Origin of the sequence: Pararhodobacter sp. SW119 (assembly GCF_017811755.1) — a bacterium.
Classification (GTDB): Bacteria; Pseudomonadota; Alphaproteobacteria; order Rhodobacterales; family Rhodobacteraceae; genus Pararhodobacter.
This window is the reverse complement of the sequence record NZ_JADDJF010000018.1, coordinates 1-15,569: the sequence shown is the minus strand read 5'-3', so window position 1 is coordinate 15,569 and position 15,569 is coordinate 1. Positions and strand designations below refer to the sequence as shown.

General features: G+C 64.0%; 14 protein-coding genes. 8 read left to right on the top strand and 6 right to left on the bottom strand.

What is annotated here, in order from left to right; all coding sequences use genetic code 11:
• Positions 1 to 4: 4 nt before the first annotated feature.
• The 4 genes from IM708_RS11960 to IM708_RS11945 all read left to right on the top strand — a co-directional run bounded on the left by IM708_RS11960 (position 5) and on the right by IM708_RS11945 (position 4,536).
• A complete protein-coding gene (locus tag IM708_RS11960) occupies positions 5 to 1,036 on the top strand; it encodes a sugar-transfer associated ATP-grasp domain-containing protein (protein WP_209426803.1) in 1,032 nt (343 codons plus the stop codon).
• Positions 1,037 to 1,155: 119 nt separating this feature from the next.
• Entirely contained in the window at positions 1,156 to 2,094 is a 939-nt protein-coding gene (locus IM708_RS11955; protein ID WP_209426801.1) for a sugar-transfer associated ATP-grasp domain-containing protein, read from the top strand.
• Positions 2,095 to 2,287: 193 nt separating this feature from the next.
• On the top strand, positions 2,288 to 3,397 hold the full coding sequence (locus IM708_RS11950; protein WP_209426799.1) for a sugar-transfer associated ATP-grasp domain-containing protein: 1,110 nt from the start codon (positions 2,288 to 2,290) through the stop codon (positions 3,395 to 3,397).
• Positions 3,398 to 3,453: 56 nt separating this feature from the next.
• A complete protein-coding gene (locus tag IM708_RS11945) occupies positions 3,454 to 4,536 on the top strand; it encodes a sugar-transfer associated ATP-grasp domain-containing protein (protein ID WP_209426797.1) in 1,083 nt (360 codons plus the stop codon).
• Between the two features lie 57 nt (positions 4,537 to 4,593).
• Here the strand turns inward: IM708_RS11945 and IM708_RS11940 are convergent, their stop codons facing one another.
• From IM708_RS11940 to IM708_RS11930, 3 genes are all read right to left on the bottom strand, one after another.
• Positions 4,594 to 5,337: a hypothetical protein gene (locus IM708_RS11940; RefSeq protein WP_209426795.1), complete on the bottom strand. Its 744-nt coding sequence runs from the start codon at positions 5,335 to 5,337 to the stop codon at positions 4,594 to 4,596.
• Between the two features lie 113 nt (positions 5,338 to 5,450).
• Positions 5,451 to 6,917, bottom strand: a complete 1,467-nt coding sequence (locus IM708_RS11935; protein WP_209426793.1) for a hypothetical protein — start codon at positions 6,915 to 6,917, stop codon at positions 5,451 to 5,453.
• Positions 6,918 to 6,994: 77 nt separating this feature from the next.
• Positions 6,995 to 7,849, bottom strand: coding sequence for an AAA family ATPase (locus tag IM708_RS11930; RefSeq protein WP_209426791.1), 855 nt, complete (start codon positions 7,847 to 7,849; stop codon positions 6,995 to 6,997).
• Positions 7,850 to 8,305: 456 nt separating this feature from the next.
• Between IM708_RS11930 and IM708_RS11925 the strand changes: the two genes are divergently transcribed.
• Positions 8,306 to 8,995 carry a sugar transferase gene (locus IM708_RS11925; protein WP_209426789.1) on the top strand — a complete coding sequence of 230 codons (690 nt, stop codon included), beginning with the start codon at positions 8,306 to 8,308 and terminating at the stop codon, positions 8,993 to 8,995.
• A 100-nt stretch (positions 8,996 to 9,095) separates the two neighbouring features.
• Here the strand turns inward: IM708_RS11925 and IM708_RS11920 are convergent, their stop codons facing one another.
• The 3 genes from IM708_RS11920 to IM708_RS11910 all read right to left on the bottom strand — a co-directional run bounded on the left by IM708_RS11920 (position 9,096) and on the right by IM708_RS11910 (position 11,740).
• Positions 9,096 to 9,479 (bottom strand): type II toxin-antitoxin system death-on-curing family toxin, encoded by a 384-nt coding sequence (locus IM708_RS11920; RefSeq protein ID WP_209426788.1) that lies wholly within the window; start codon positions 9,477 to 9,479, stop codon positions 9,096 to 9,098.
• Positions 9,476 to 9,700 carry a transcriptional regulator/antitoxin MazE gene (locus tag IM708_RS11915; protein WP_209426787.1) on the bottom strand — a complete coding sequence of 75 codons (225 nt, stop codon included), beginning with the start codon at positions 9,698 to 9,700 and terminating at the stop codon, positions 9,476 to 9,478. The genes IM708_RS11920 and IM708_RS11915 overlap by 4 nt, the downstream gene beginning before the upstream one ends.
• A 381-nt stretch (positions 9,701 to 10,081) precedes the next feature.
• Positions 10,082 to 11,740, bottom strand: a complete 1,659-nt coding sequence (locus tag IM708_RS11910) for a hypothetical protein (RefSeq protein WP_209426785.1) — start codon at positions 11,738 to 11,740, stop codon at positions 10,082 to 10,084.
• 198 nt (positions 11,741 to 11,938) lie between these two features.
• Here IM708_RS11910 and IM708_RS11905 point away from each other — a divergent pair, with 198 nt between their 5' ends.
• The 3 genes from IM708_RS11905 to IM708_RS11895 all read left to right on the top strand — a co-directional run.
• Entirely contained in the window at positions 11,939 to 12,202 is a 264-nt protein-coding gene (locus tag IM708_RS11905; protein WP_209426783.1) for a hypothetical protein, read from the top strand.
• A 162-nt stretch (positions 12,203 to 12,364) separates the two neighbouring features.
• Entirely contained in the window at positions 12,365 to 14,221 is a 1,857-nt protein-coding gene (locus tag IM708_RS11900) for a glycine-rich domain-containing protein (RefSeq protein ID WP_209426781.1), read from the top strand.
• Between the two features lie 64 nt (positions 14,222 to 14,285).
• Positions 14,286 to 15,569: hypothetical protein (locus IM708_RS11895; RefSeq protein ID WP_209426779.1), on the top strand; the 1,284-nt coding region annotated here is incomplete at its 3' end.

The window sequence follows — 15,569 nt, the reverse complement described above, 5'->3', positions numbered from 1 at the left end:
ATTGGTGCGTCTTGGCTCGCTCCTGAACAAGCTGAAAGAGATCCATGCCGAAGAGCTTCGGCCCTACCTTGCAGCCCGTGACCGTAAGCCGCTCATCCAGCAATTGCGGGAGGCGTCGCAGCTCTTTCGGCGCTACCGGTATCCGCCCTATCAGTATCTCAAGGCCGGCCTCTATCTGAAATCGGCACCCGAGCCGATCGACGCCTATATGCCGCCGCGCCTAATCCGCTACCTGCAGGAACGCCTGAACCCGGTCGAGGCGCGCATCCTCGCCAAAAACAAGCAACTCTTCCGGCAGCGGATGGAGGAAGCGGGCCTGCCCGTCGTGCGCGAAGTGCTGACGCTGGACCATGTGGGCGTGATCCGTGATTCCGCCGGCGCGGTTCTGGATGCCGGGGCCGCCGCCGTGTTGCTGCAGGAGGGAGAGTTCTTCGCCAAGCCAACCGACGGTACCTATGGCCGCGGCGCCCGCGTTATCCGCCCCGGTGACGATGTTCCCGCCTTCCTGGCCGAGGCGCGCAACACCATCGTCCAGCCCCGCATCCGTCAGCATCCACTGCTCGACCGCCTCTATCCGCATGCGGTCAACACCGTGCGCATCGACACGATGCGCGATGGGGCTCGCTGGATCAGCAACGCCGCCGTGTTGAAGCTGGGGGTCGACGGCAGCATTGTGGACAACGGCTCGGCCGGGGGACTGATCGTCGGCGTTAATATCGAGACTGGAACGCTGCGTCCCTTTGGCCGTCAGCGAATGAAGTTTGGCGATCGCCTCTACACCCATCACCCCACTACGGGCTCCGCTTTCGAAGGACTTGTTCTTCCACACTGGGATCTGTTGCGCGAAACCATCAGGCGGGCGGCCGAGGCCGCGCTGCCACTCGAAAGCCTAGGCTGGGATGTCGTGATCACCGAGACCGGCGTGATCCTGCTCGAAGCGAACGACAAATGGTGCGCAAATCTCTTTCAGGCAGGTTGGGGGGGGCTTGGCAACACGCCGGTTGGGCAATTGGCGCGTATCAACCATGGGAATTAATGATGAGGTTGAAATCACGTATTCGTAATTGGCGCGAACTTTATCACACGGAATTTGTTAGGATGCTGGCGTCTCCCGATCGGAAGTCATTCGTACGCCAGACAGTGGAAATAGCCAGGATGTTCTGGCTGTATCGGAATCCTCCCACACAATATTTGCGTTATGGTCTATATCTGAAAACTGCTCCGTCGGACTGGAAAGAACGCCTTCCGCACCCGCTTATCTTTCGTCTGCAGAAGTCACTCAATCCGGCAGAGGCCATAAAGTTTGCCGAGGACAAACGACTTTTTCGAGAGCGTATGGAAGCCGCCGGCCTACCAACGATCCGCGAGGTCTTCACGGTCGATGCGGCAGGGATGACCCGCGATCCGGACGGCCAGGAGCTTGCACCCGGAGATGCCGCTGCGCTGATCCGCGAGGGCGAGTTCTTCTCGAAGCCCATCGACGGCATCCAGGGGAAGGAGGCTCGACTGGTCCGCCCGGGGGATGATGTGGAAGCCTTCGTGGCCGATGCACGCAAGGTTATCGTCCAGCCCCGCATCCGCCAACACCCGCTTCTGCATCGGCTTTCGCCGCATTCGGTGAATACGGTACGGATTGACACACTGCGCGTTGGCAAGGCCTGGATCAACAGTGCCGCGGTGCTGAAGGCCGGCGTCGGCGACAGTATCGTGGACAACGGCTCGGCCGGCGGTGTGTTTGTCGGCATCGATCTGGAGTCGGGAACGCTTCAGGCAATCGGGCGCCAGAAGACAAAGTTTAGTACCGCGGTCTATGAACGTCACCCCGATACGGGCGTGGTGTTCGAGGATTTCGTCGTGCCGCACTGGGCCTTGCTGCGTGAAACGGTCACACGCGCCGCCGAGGTGATGCTGCCGCTTCAGACTCTCGGCTGGGATGTGGCCATCACCGAAGACGGCGTGCTGCTCCTCGAAGCCAACCACAACTGGGATCCCGACATCTTCGAGATTGGCTGGGGCGGACTGGCTGATACCCCGGTCGGGCGGATGGCCTGCGAATTGCATGGACTGAAGCCTAGAAAAGAAGCCGGCAACTGAGGTCTGTCATCCGGATGAGCACGAGTGCGTCGTATCTGATCCATTCAGAGGCTAAAATTTCATGGTGATCAGGAGCACTTTGCGCAATTGGAACCCCAAGGAGGCTGAAAGCCTCGCGGAAGACAAGCGGTCTTTGACAAGCCTCTATTGTGCGGAACAATGAACAGATTCGTAGATAATTCTCGAAAGGCAGATGATGCTTAATCGTTATTTTTCATCGACCTCTCTTAAAAACTTTGCGCGGCTTTCGGTCAATGCTCCGGCCAGGATTGTACGCAAACTTGATGACCTAAAGAACCGCGAATCTCGGCGCTGGCGTCAAAAATCTCAGCTGACGAAGCTTGAGAAGATCTACGGTAAAATCGATAGCAGTACACGCGAGCAGATTCGTGCCCATGCCCGGGAAGTGCTTGGGTCAGAAGACTACTGGCTTCCCTTGGCGCTCAACACTGCTGTAGCAGGAGAGTTTCGCCGGGAATGGATTCCGGCGATCTATCGCCAACGCCATGTCGATCAAATTGCATCTGGCCACCTTTTCAGAGTATCTGGCCTGAAGACGATCACGCGTCGGTTGCTTCCGGAGGCACCCCTTCCGGATATTGGATACTTCAGCAACGGTATGTTTATCAGTGCTAGTGGTGAAGCACAGTCAAGATCGGATTTCTTCAAAAGGATATCAGATGATCATGATCAAATAATCTTCAAGGGAGATGCAAGCTTTGGGGCACGATCAATAAGTGTACTGGATTCCGCTCAATTCGACACCGCGTGTTTCACACACTTCGGCAGTGGCGTCTTCCAGCGCTTCGTTACGCAACACAAAGACTTGGCTGCGGTCTCTCCCGGCCCGATTGCGACCCTGCGCATTCTCACCTGGCTGGATGAGAGTGGGCAAGTTTCTACTCGGGGAAGCACCCTGCGGATGGGCCGACGAGGGCAGCCACATGTTGGATCGGGAGAGCGCTTCGTTTCCGGCGTTGACTTCACGACCGGTTGCCTGAGCAGCCCGGGATATGATGCGAACTGGCAAAAGTTCGAGATACACCCCGATACGGGGATTGTCTTCGACGGGCATCCGTTGCCAAGCTTCCCCGAAGCCGTCGAATTGGCCCGGCGCTTGCATGCCGCCTTCCCTTACGTTCGGTTGATTGGTTGGGATCTTGCGGTTGAGGAGGATGGGTCGGTCGTCATTCTCGAGTGGAACTTCAATCCGGGCCTGGAAGTCACTGAAGCTTTGGTCGGCCCGTGCTTTGCCGGACTGGGCTGGGAAAATTACTGGCGAAAACCACGCATATCCTCTTAGATACCGTGATCGCGGTGTAGGCTGACCGGGTCGGCGGCTTTAAAAGGGAATGGTTGATGAAGCTCAAAGGTTTTGTGCGCAACTGGCGCGGAATTCACGCAGAGCGTTTTCAACGAATGCTGGCATCGCCGGGCCGCAAATCTTTGGCAAGACAAGCGGTGGAGGCCGCCCAGATGTTCTGGCGGTATCGATATCCCCCCGTGCAGTACTTGCGTTACGGCCTTTATATGAAAACGGCGCCGGCAGATTGGCAGGACCGACTTCCATATGCTTTCATCCGGCGCTTGCAGAACCAACTTAATCCGAAAGAGGCAGAAAAGTTTGTCAAAGACAAGCGGCTTTTCCGGGAGCGGATCGAAGCCGCCGGCCTGCCGACGATCCGGGAGGTATTCACGATCGATGCAGCGGGTGCGATCCAGAGTCCCGATGGACAGGTGCTTGCACCCGAAGACGCGGCAATGCTGGTCCGCGAGGGTGAGTTTTTCGTAAAACCAATCGACGGAGGAATGGGGAGAGATGTCCGGCTGATCCGCCCAGGGGATGATGTCGCGACCTTCGTGTTGACTGCACGCAACGTCATTGTCCAGCCGCGCATTCGTCAGCATCCACTGCTGCAAGAACTCTCGCCGCATTCGGCGAACACCGTGCGCATAGACACGCTTCGCGTTGAGGATCATTGGGTCAACAGTGCCGCGGTTCTCAAGGCCGGCGTCGGCAAGAGCATCGTGGACAACGGATCGGCGGGGGGAGTGTCCATCGGAATCGACGTGGAGTCCGGGAAGCTTCAGTCTGTCGGCCGCCAGAAGCCGAAGTTCAGCACCAAGGTCTATGACCATCACCCGGATACGGGCGTGGTTTTCGAGGGGATAGTCGTGCCACATTGGCAACTTCTTCGCGACACCGTGGCGCGTGCCGCAGATGCGATGCTGCCCTTGCAAACCCTTGGTTGGGATGTAGCCATAACCGAAGAGGGCGTGCTTCTTCTGGAAGCCAACCACAACTGGGATCCGGACATATTCGAAGACTCTTGGGGCGGCCTAGCCGATACGCCGGTGGGTCGGATGGCCTGCGAGTTGCAGGGGGTGAAGTCCGCACAACTCTCTGTCCAGCCTCCCCGGCCCCAGAACACAAAGGCCTAAGACTGGTTGCAACGGTCCCGGAGCCGTGTCGCAAGACGAGGCGGGGAGGGTCGGGGGTCAGCCGACAGCTGTTCTCGATCCCGACCGCCGCGCCATCCAGCCGAGTCCGGCGAGGCCACCGAGCAGGAGCGGCAGGGCGGGGGGCTGGGGGATGGGAACCACCTTCAAGACATCCGCGTGAAATCCAGAAAGGTTGGCCCATGTGCCGAGATGGTCGATGTATTGTCCTTCGCCATACTCGCCCCAGCCACCGTAAGCGTTCGCAAAACTCGAGAGAAAGAGCGCCTTGCTATCCGGGCGTTCGGTCAGGACGACAGGCCCGGCGAGCACGAAATCCAGTCTGGCAGAAGCCAGGGACGCGGTTCCCTTGGCCATGACGCCCGACGCCCATTCGTCGAGGGTAATGCCCATGTATTGTGGGTTCATGCTGAAGGAGATGGATGAAAAAGACGTTCCGAGAGGAAGATCGTCCAAGGACGACGAGAATCCGTGCCGGGAAAGGTCGTATCGAAAATCGAAGATTGCGACGGCATGGTCCTCTTCGCCGCCGAGCCATTCAAGCATCGAAACCGATCCTGACGAACCATTGCCCCAGCCCATCCACTGAAAAGGCCTTATGTCGATGCCCGGGACGTACCACTCCCGCATGCAGTCATGCAGCACCCCCCTCATGACAGATGACGATGCCTCCCAGAAATTTCCTTCAAAGGACCAACAGCTGTCGGCGCGGGCCTGGCTCCCCAAAGGTCCTGAAATTCCCAGACAGACGATCAAAACGAGAAAGAGCTTTTTCCAGAACATTCTTCACCCCAAAAACCATCGCGCCGAAATCCGGCCGGCTGAAGGTGACGTGTACAGAATGGAAAACAAAGCTGTATTTTCAGTTACTTACGCAACCTCAGGGCGAGCCCTCGTTAGCGCAAGGGCTTGAGCTTCCGACGCAATCCCGCGGGGATCATCCGGGTGATCTCGGCGCGCCAGAAGCGCAGGCGGGAAAGGCCCGTGGCGCGGTTGATCGGCACCTCCAGAAGCTCGGGCCAGAGGCTGCGCATCAGTTCGCCGAACATCGCGTTCGACAGGCGATACTTCCCCGGCATGGCCAGCGCGATCTCGTTCAACTGCTGGCCGGAGAAAGGGTTGAGCGTGGGGAATGGCAGCGGGTGGCCATAAGCTTCGGCGCCGGACCAGCAGCCGTGGATCTGCTCGATCTTGGCAAGGTCGATGGCCAGTGCCGCATCCATCGGCGGCAGGCTGTCGATCCAGGCCTGGGCGGCGCGGCGGGTCACCGGCAAGTCGGGCATGCGCACCCGCGCCAGGAGCCGGTCGACGTCGATCTCCGGCGCCTCCAGGTCGTCCGCGCCCCAGTTCGAGGCGCGCATGATCTCGGCCCCGGTGCCCGAGATCGGGTGGTTGCCGGTGTGGATCTTCACCGCCGTCGCCGACAGCAGCGTCACCGGGTCGAACATCATCCGGCCCGAGCGGGTGAGCCAGGTCTCGATCTCGGTCCCCGAGACCGGCAGGACGGAGACGCGGGCATGCGGGATGCCGGCGGCGCGGGCGACCTGGGCCGCGACATGGGCATCGAGCAGCCCCGCGTCGCCCAGTGTCTCGGCGCGCAGGTTTTCGGTCATCCCGCGCGCCGCGGCCAGGACCGTGCGAGAATCCTGCCCGCCGCTGAGGTAGAGCACCGTCTCGCCCTGCTTCAGGATCGCGGTCATGTGACGGCGCAGGATGGCGGCGGTCTCGGCCACGCCCGCGGCGATCCGGGTGTCAGTCAGGGGGGGGCGGGCGGCGAAGGCGGCATCGGGCCAGACTCGCCGCGTGCTCATCGTGGAAAGGTCCAGCGCATGGTTCGGCATCAGCCGGTGCGCCCCCTGCCGCGGGGTCAGGCCGAAGGGCAGGAAGCCCCGGCGGGTGGGAAAATCGAAGATCGCCTCGACCTCTGTCGCAACCGGCAGCGGGTGCAATTGGTCCATCAGCGTGACCGTCGCCGCGACAATCCCCGCAGCGGGGGCGAAGATCGCCGGCAGGCTGCCCGCCGAATCCTCGCGCAGCAAAACACGGCCGTCCTCGGCCTGCCAGAGCAGGACGAACCGCCCGCCGAGGGTGTCGAACAAATCCTCGGGGCCTTCGCCTTCGGCCAGGCGGAGAGTGCCGTCGGCGCGATGCAGCGTCTCGCCGTGGATCGGCCAGCCGATCAGGCGCCCAACCTCGGCGCCGCGCGCGTCGCGCAGGATCTGGACAGGCACCGCGTCGGCCATGGCCAGATCGTATCCGGCGAAACGGTCGCGTTTGCCCGCCACAGGATCGGGCAGGGGGCTCGGCGCGACGATCCATTGCTTGGGCAGGTCGGAGAAGTCGAGGCTGGCAAAATCGGGCATGGCGGTCCCTCGTGCGGCGCGCGCCGACCCTGCATCCGTCAGGCCCGCGCAGGGTTCGATATCCGGGGGAGAAGGGCTCAGTCGTCCTTCAGCGGCTCGGAGAGGGCGCCGAAGAACACCCCGTCGTCGAGCACCCGCTGCACGGTTTCCAGCTTCACCCCGGCCTGGCCGTCCGAACTGGCATAGACGAGGCAGAAATCGCACAGCTGGTTCACCAGCCGCGGCACGCCGCCCGTCGCCTTGTGGATCAGCTTGCAGGCGCGTTCGGAAAAGATCTCGGTCTTGGCGCCGGCCTTCGCCATCCGGTGGTTGACATAGGCGCGCACCGTCTCGGCATCCATCGCCTTGAGGTGAAAGCTCGCCGCCACGCGCTGCGCGAACTGCTTCAGGTCGGGCCGGCGGATGATGTCGCGCAGCTCGGGCTGGCCGACAAGGACCAGATGCACCAGCTCGTCCTTGTTGGAGTTGATGTTGGTGAACATCCGCAACTCTTCCAGCGCGTCGCGGGAAAGGTTCTGCGCCTCGTCGAAGATCAGGATCACGCGCCGCCCGGCGGCGTATTCGTCGATCAGGAAGGTCTGCAGCCGGTTGAAGAGGTCGACATAGGGCTCGTTCGTCGGGGCCTCCTGCCCCAGCGCCATCAAGACCCAGCGCACCAGCTTGCCCCGGTCGCCCTGCGCATTCGACACCAGCCCCACCGTCATCTCGATTGGCAGCTGCTTGAGCAGGTGATGCACCAGCGTCGTCTTGCCCGCGCCCACCTCGCCGGTGATCAGCGTGATCGGCGCGCCGGTCATCAGGCCGTATTCAAGCATCGTGTAGGCGCGGCGGTGGTTGTCCGACCAGAACAGGAAGTCGGGGTCCGGCACCAGCGAGAAGGGGCGTTCGGTCAGGCCAAAGAAATCGTTGTAGAGATCGAGCGAACCAGTCATCTGCATCTGCGTTGTCCCTCGTGCCGCGCGCACGGCTTTTCCGGCTCGGCCGGAGGATCAGGTCTTTTAGTCTATCGGCGTTGATCTTTCCACGCCGGCTTCACGATTCGCCTGCCCATCGCTCGTGACCTTCGAATCACCCCGCCCTGAAACCGCCCCCGACGGAATTTTCCTCCGCCGATGGAAGCCCGGGTTGTAGGGCCTTCGGAGTGTCGCCCGCTCTGGTTGCAAGCGCGGGACGCAGATCCCCGAAGCGCATCCCGGCAACCCACTGTCAAGGCCTATCATTAACCAGCCATTGGCTTTTTTCCGCCAGAATCGGAATAATTCTCTGCAAATTCCTGACAGATTCTTGTAAAGTCGTGTGATTGATCGGGCCGACGGCGATGTGTGTGTCATTCGGCCCTTGTGTGGTGGTGGGTCCACGATTCGGGCCAGTTTGGGTGAGGACAAAGAATGACGGTTCATTTGAATCATTTCGAGCCGCATGCCGAGGTACTGTCCAGATCTCCGTCTTCTTCCGATTTCGCCGCCACCCGCGGTTTCTACCGCAACAGCATCAAGCGCATCGTCGACATCCTGCTGGTCGTGCTCGCGTCGCCTGTGTTCGTACCGCTGGTCGCCTTTCTGGCGATCCTGGTATGGCGCGACGGTGGCCAGCCCTTCTACCGCCAGCGCCGCGTGGGAAAGGACGGACGCACCTTCTGGATGTGGAAGCTGCGCAGCATGGTGACGGATGCCGACGCGCTGCTGGATGGCTATCTGGCCACCAACCCCGAAGCGCGCGCGGAATGGGAAACGTCGCAGAAGCTTGACGACGACCCCCGCATCACCCGGCTGGGCGGTTTTCTGCGCCGCTCCTCCTTCGACGAACTGCCGCAGTTGTGGAACGTGATCCGCGGCGACATGAGCCTTGTCGGCCCGCGCCCGATGATGCCCTGCCAGCAGGTTCTCTACCCGGGCACCGCCTATTACCGCCTGCGGCCCGGCGTCACCGGTTTCTGGCAGATCTCCCAGCGCAACCGGAGTTCGTTCGCCAGCCGCGCGAAGTTCGACGCGGCCTATGACCGCAAGATGTCGCTGATCACCGACCTGAGGGTGATCCTGGGAACCATCCGCGTCGTCTTCCTCTGCACCGGCAAGTAAGCCGCCGGTCCAGCCCCCCGGTGGACGTTGAAAGCCGCGCCGGATCGCTGCGGAGATCGACCGAATTGCGCCCTATCGCCCCGCGACCATCTTCGAAGCCTCAGATCGGCTTCAAGCCGGCTGTCAGCCATTCTGCAAACCCGGCCTCGTCGACTTTCCCCGTCGCCAGGGCTTCCATCATCCTGACGCCATCGATTGGATCGGGACGAAAGGCGTATCCATTCAGGCGCAGGAACGTGACGGCCGTCACGAAAGCCGTGCGCTTGTTGCCGTCCACGAAGGCTTGGGCCTTCGATATCCCGAAGGCATAGGCTGCTGCGATCTCCGCGATTCCCGCATTCGAATAGGCGGCATTCATCGCGCGGGCACAGCCCATCTCCAGAAGGGGCATGTCGCGCATCCCGGATGCCCCGCCATGTCGCGAAATCTGCCGATCGTGGATGATGACGACAGCGGCAAGCGGAACCCAGACGGGTGTCTTCACGCAAGGGCCTGAAGCAGATCGCGGTTCTCATCCATCACGACCTCGGCAGCCGCAAGCGCGGCGGCCACGGAGGGGTCATGCGCCATGACCCTGAGACTTCCATCATCTCCACGCACCACGAAGAGGGTGTCTCCCTCTTTGGCATCCAGTATGGTCAGCATTTCCGTTGTCAGCGTCATGACAGCGGAATTTCCGACTTTCCGGATCCTGGTTTTTATCATCGCGCCCTCCTTGTGTATACATATGTATATACCTTCATCGGGTGCGGCGCAAGACAAGCGATCTTTGTTGCAAGGAACTAACCGGGCACGGACGGAAAATGGCGCCGCACGGCCCGCGCGAGCCACCAGATATGGTATGCGGCACGCCCCCAACCCCAAAACGACCCGAAAATCGCGCGAAAGTCGCGGGTCGAAAAACGTCGCTTCATTTCATCTGAGGCGATTTTTCGTTTCGATTTCTCACGCCAGAGGCATTTTGCGCAATATGCAGACGCTTTTCGTGCCCGAGAGGGCAGGGTGTGCAAGTTGCACGCCCCCTACCGAAAGGGGCCGAGACCGGAACCGGGGATCATGCCCTCGCCCCACGCGCCGGAACGAGGGTCAGGGGGTGTCCGCCTCGGCCGGGTCGGGCAGGCCGTCCGATCCGTCCAGGACGGGGGGCCCGTCTTCGCCTCCCTCGGACGCCTCGGCGGCTTCGGGCGGGGCCAGACGCGGCACCCTGTTGCCCGACTGGACGATCCGATAGCCCGTCGCCCCTTCCGGCAGGACATGCGTGCTGGTCCCGCCGTCGGCGTGATGACGCGTCCAGCCGGTGATCCGGCCGTCCCCGTCATGGTCGAAGACGTCGCGCCAGGGGGCCGACCAGTGCAGCACCGGATCGAACCGGGCCTCGCGCGCCACCGCGTCATAGTCGATCTCGTGCAGGCGCAGCATCCCGTCGGGCCCGGCCTCGTAGCGGCGCAACTCATGCGTCGGAAAGCTGACCGAAACGAAGGACGGCGCGCTGTCATGCACGCCGTTATGCGCGATGATGGCGATGTCGACCCGCTCGGTCAGACGCGGGCCGTGCGGGCTGATCGGATAGCGGTCGTGCCAGTCGAGCGTGATCCGCGCGCGCGTGCCCGCCGGATCGAGCGGCGTGATCCGGACCTTCTCGGGATCGCCACGCAGCAGCACCCAGGTGAAGGTCAGCGGCCGCCCGTTCGGATCGCGAGTGGCCGCTGCCGAGACGATCATTTCCTTGCGGCTCTCCCAGCCACGCCAGATGCGGGCGATCGCCGCGGGCGTGTCGAAGAGCCCCTCGGACATCTCGGCCAGCCCGGCCACGGGGCGGAAGCTCTCGGCCTCCACCCGCAGCACGACAAGCGGAGGGATATCGGCGGGGGTGATCGCATTGGCCAGCGCCACCATCCGCTGCGCCGCAAGATCCCCGCGCCGGAAGACTGTCGGATGGGCAACGCCTGAAAGATACGCCTCCCGCGAGCGCACGGTGGTAAGCGATCGGCGTAGGACCATCTGCAGCGTCGGCGCGATCAGCCGCTCCGCCTCGAGCCGGGCGCGGGTCTCGGGGCGAAAGGCGGCCAGCGCATAGACCAGCGCCTCGAGGAAAGGGCGGTCGCTGTAGGACGACCCCTGGCTGAAAAGCGTGTAGGGCCAGTTCGCCGGATAGAGGTCGACATCGTCGTGGTCGCGATGCTCGGGATAGACATAGAGGTGGTTGGACAGATAGGCGATCGCCGCCCGCTCCGGCCCGCCGGGACTGGTCATGGCAAGCCGTCCCATGCTGCGCTGCAGGAGACCCGAGGTCATCGCGACCGAGGCATTGCCGATCACCGGGCTGCGAAACAGGATCGGCCCGGCCAGGCTGTAGTGCAGACGCTCGGCGATCGCGTCCTCGGCGTATTCCACAGGCGTAAGCTGGGGAAAACGGGAAACGTCCAGTAGGGAATGACCCGCATCCCGATTGTCGTAGAGCACACCCACCAGCCCCGCCGCCCGGCCCCGCGCCGCCAGGCTGCGCAACAGGGTCGCGGCCTCGTCGCGCACGCCTGCGTCAAGAACCGGCAAGTCCGTCAGTGCCGCCCGGTCGGGGCCGGGTGCAACATGCGAGATCAGGGCCGGACCCGGGGCCAGCTGCTCAAGCCCGATCCGCAACGGGGGTGCCGTCAGAGGCCCCGTCGTCGGCGTCTCGTCGGCACCCACCGGTGCGGCAGCAATGAGAAGGACAAGGCCAGCGGCCGGCAGCAGGGGAAACCACATGGATGCAAGACTGCCCGATCCTGCAAGCGCTGTCACCGGGGATAGTCAGCGACGATATACCGCGTCTCACTCCGCAAGGCGGAGCCGGGGTGTTGCGGAAGCAGCGCACGGTCAGGCGTCAGGGATTTCAGAGATTCGCGATACCTCTCTCGCTCCGAACCGCCCGCCGCCGCGACGTCCCCCGATCCCGGAGCTGCCATGCAGGATGACTTCCGCCGCCACGAGACGAGCCTGACCGCGCCGGCCGAGCGGGCCGAGGCGATCGTTCCCAGCGACAGCGCGGAACTGCCCCGGGCAACCCGCGCCATCTACGTCGGCGGCGCGGGCGATCTGCGCGTACGAATGATCTCGGGCGAAGCGGTGACCTTCGCCGGCATGCAGGCGGGCATGTCCTATCCGTTGCGCCTGCGCCAGGTGCTGGCGACCGGGACGACGGCAACCGGGCTTGTGGGGCTGAGTTGAGGACCGGCCGCCATGCATTTGGGCCTGTCCCTTTCCGCCACCACACAGCGCGGGCGCAAACCCGTCCTTATCGGGATGTCGCCGCCCCGCGCCTTTCCCCTTCCCGACCAGACCTTGGACCGCGGCAGCGGTCTGCAAACCATAAGAACAGAGGCAAGCTTCATGGGTGAAAATCTACGCTTCAGCATCAATGCGGTCATCGGCGTGACGATCGATCCGCAGACCGGCATGGTCTCGGTCGTCACTGACGATCCGATGGCTGCAACCGCGGTAACGGTGACGGCGGTCAATTCCGGCGGCTCGGACAGCGCGACCTTCAGCCTGCAGGTGCAGGAACCGCCCGCCTTCGGCGGCGTGCCCGAGATCCTGGGCAGCGGGCTGATCGGCGAAGAGCTGATCCTCAGCCCGCTGAGCGTGAGCGGCACGCCGAAGCCGGTCCTGGGCTACGAGTGGCGCCGCGACGGTGCGACGATCCCCGGTGCGAGCGAGATGCGCTACGTCCTACAGCCGGCCGACGACCGGGCCGAGATCCTCTGCCGGGTGGTGGCGACCAACCAGGCCGGTGATGCCGCGGTGAAGAGTGCGCCGCGCAAGGCGGTCTACCCCGCGCCGGTGGCAACCGGCCAACTGGCCGACGTGTACTATACCGAGGGCACCGGGATGCAGGTCGTCGAGGCCGGCGCAGTCTTTGCCGGGCAGGGGCTGAGCTACAGCCTGGCCGCCGCCCCGGCCGGCGTGTCGGTCGAAGCGACGACCGGCCGGGTGAGCCTTCCCACTGAGACAGTGATGGAGGCCGCCGCGGTGGTCGTGCGCGCCGAGAACAGCGGTGGCGCGGTCGAGCGCGGTTTTGCCATAACGGTCGAGGCGGCAGCCCGGCCCCCGGTCCTTTCGGCGCTGGTGATCGATCTCCAGACCACGCCCCCCTCGCTGTCGTGGGCGACAGATGCCCCGGGTACCTTCTTCTGGCGGATCGATGCGCAGAAAGAGCTCGGCGCGGCCGAGATCGCAGCCGGAGGCGCCGCCGCGGGCGCCTTCGCCGTCGGGTCGGGAACGGCCTCGAACGACATCGACCTTACCAAGCTCGATCCGGGCGCCTGGCACCTGCATGCTGTCCTGCAGGATGACCAAGGGCTCTTCTCCGAGGTCCAGTCGATCGCCTTCGAGATCGAGGCGGCGGTGCATGACGGCTGGGCGGCCGTCGACAGCTTCGCGGGCGGCACCAAGACGGTGATCGACACCCAGGACGGAAAATTCGCCGTCTACCGCTTCGAAGACCCGGCCGGCGGCTCAATCACCTTCGCCAAGCCCGGTGAGGTGGAATACCTGATAGTTGGCGGCGGCGGGGCGGCGGGGTCGCGCCAGCGCGGCTCGGGCGGCGGGGCAGGCGGCTGGGTGACGAAATTCGTCGCGGGCGAGGGTGCCAATACCGGCACCAGCCCGCTGGCGGTAGAGGCGGGGACCTACCCGGTCGCCGTGGGCGCCGGCGGCACCTTCGTCTCGAATGCCCGCGGCGGGGTGGGCGGCACCTCGGCCTTCGCCGGCATCGAAGCAGCGGGCGGCGGCGGCGGCGGCACGGCTGCGGCCGGCCAGCGCAATGGCTCCAATGGCGGCAACGGCGGCGGTTCCTGCCGCGGCGTGGCGCAGGGCGGGGCAGGCAATCCAGGCCATGGGGGCGGCTCCTCGCCCCTCAGCACGCTGCATGGATCGGGAGGCGGCGGTGCTGGCGGGTCCGGCCAGGACGGCCTGGAAACCCGTGGCGGCAATGGCGGCGACGGCATTGCCAGCGCGATCACCGGCGCGGCGGCCCATTACGGCGGCGGCGGGGCCGGTGGCGGCTCGACTGCCATCCCGGGCGGCGCAGGCGGCCTGGGCGGCGGCGGCAACGGCGGCGGCGCGAACGAAATCGGTGCGAGGGGCGTCGACGGGCTGGGTGGCGGCGCAGGCGGCAGTGGCGCCTTCGGCTACGATAGCCCGCCGGGCGGGTCGGGCGCCGTCGTCCTCCGTATTCGGGAAGGGTGATTTCGGCACAACCTCTTTTCCTTTGGTGCCTGAAACACCACAATCCCCCATCAAAAGGTGAATGATGTCCATTAAGCTTCCTGGCGGGATCCTCCGCCTCATCGTCAATGCCGCGCCGGCCGCACTCGAGGCGCCGCGGTTCCCGCAAACACCGACGCTGGTCGGCACCGGCACGATCGGCACGGAACTGTCGCTGAACGGCACGCTCGCCACCGGCGAGCCGGCGCCCGAACTCCGCTACGAATGGCGGCGCGACGGCACCTCGATCCCCGGGGTGACCGGCCCCGACTACACGATCCGGCCCGAGGATGACCTTGCCACGCTCTCCTGTCGCCTGACGGCGCGCAACAGCGAGGGCGAAGGCTCTGCCGTGACCGAGGGAATCGTCGCGCGTTATCCCGCCCCCACCGCGGCGAAGGCGCTGCCCGACGAGATCCTCGATCACGGCGAGGGCATCCGGACGGTCGAAGTCGCGGTTGACTTCACCGGCGAGAACCTGCGCTTCGCCGTGACGGGCCCCGAGGGGGTGACGATCGACGTCACGACCGGCCGCGTCTCGATCGACACGGACCGCAGCTGGACCTCCGGCACAGTCACCGTGACCGCGCAGAACTCTGGCGGCAGCGCCGCGAGCAGCTTCCAGATAACGCTCGAGCGCGAAGATGCTGGGACAGAGCCCGACTACACGCCGGCGGCGATCGAACTGCGCACGAGCGTCGAAAAGGACGGCGTGACATTCTTCTTCAACGAACCCGCGCAGGTCGGACAGTACTGCACCGGCGATTGGTTCGTGGTGATGCAGCCAGGCCTCAAGCTGACCGCGACCGATCCGGCATGCCGCCGGGTCGAAAGCACCGACGACACGCACGCCTTCACCTATGCCGGCCGCAATCTTATCGGCCGCTATGTCCATGGCCTGCAGATCGACCCCTCGGACGCCGACAAGCAGGGCTTCGACAGCTATGCGGCTCAGGCAAGTACGAACCGCATCCATCGCGGCGTTCGGGCGCCGATCAGCATCCCCTTCGGTCCCTCCGTGTTCCAGGCTGATTGGTCGCCTGTGCTGAACATGGATCCAGCCTTCGTCATGGACGAAAACGCCGTGTCAGACCTGGCGCAGGTAGTCCACACCCCTCGCGGCCCCTTGCCTCTCGACCGCCCCATGAGCCTCGTGAAGGCCGTTTCTCGCGCCGTAGCTCATGAGCACGGGCGCGGTGGGCAAGAGATGCTTGTCGTGCTTACCGTTGTCGCCGAGGTTCCCGCTGAAGGCGCGTTCCGCCCCCCTATGGGCGGCCCAGCCGTGGATTTGCCCGTTACCTGGACAGAAGCTGGCGTTCAGCCTTTCCTG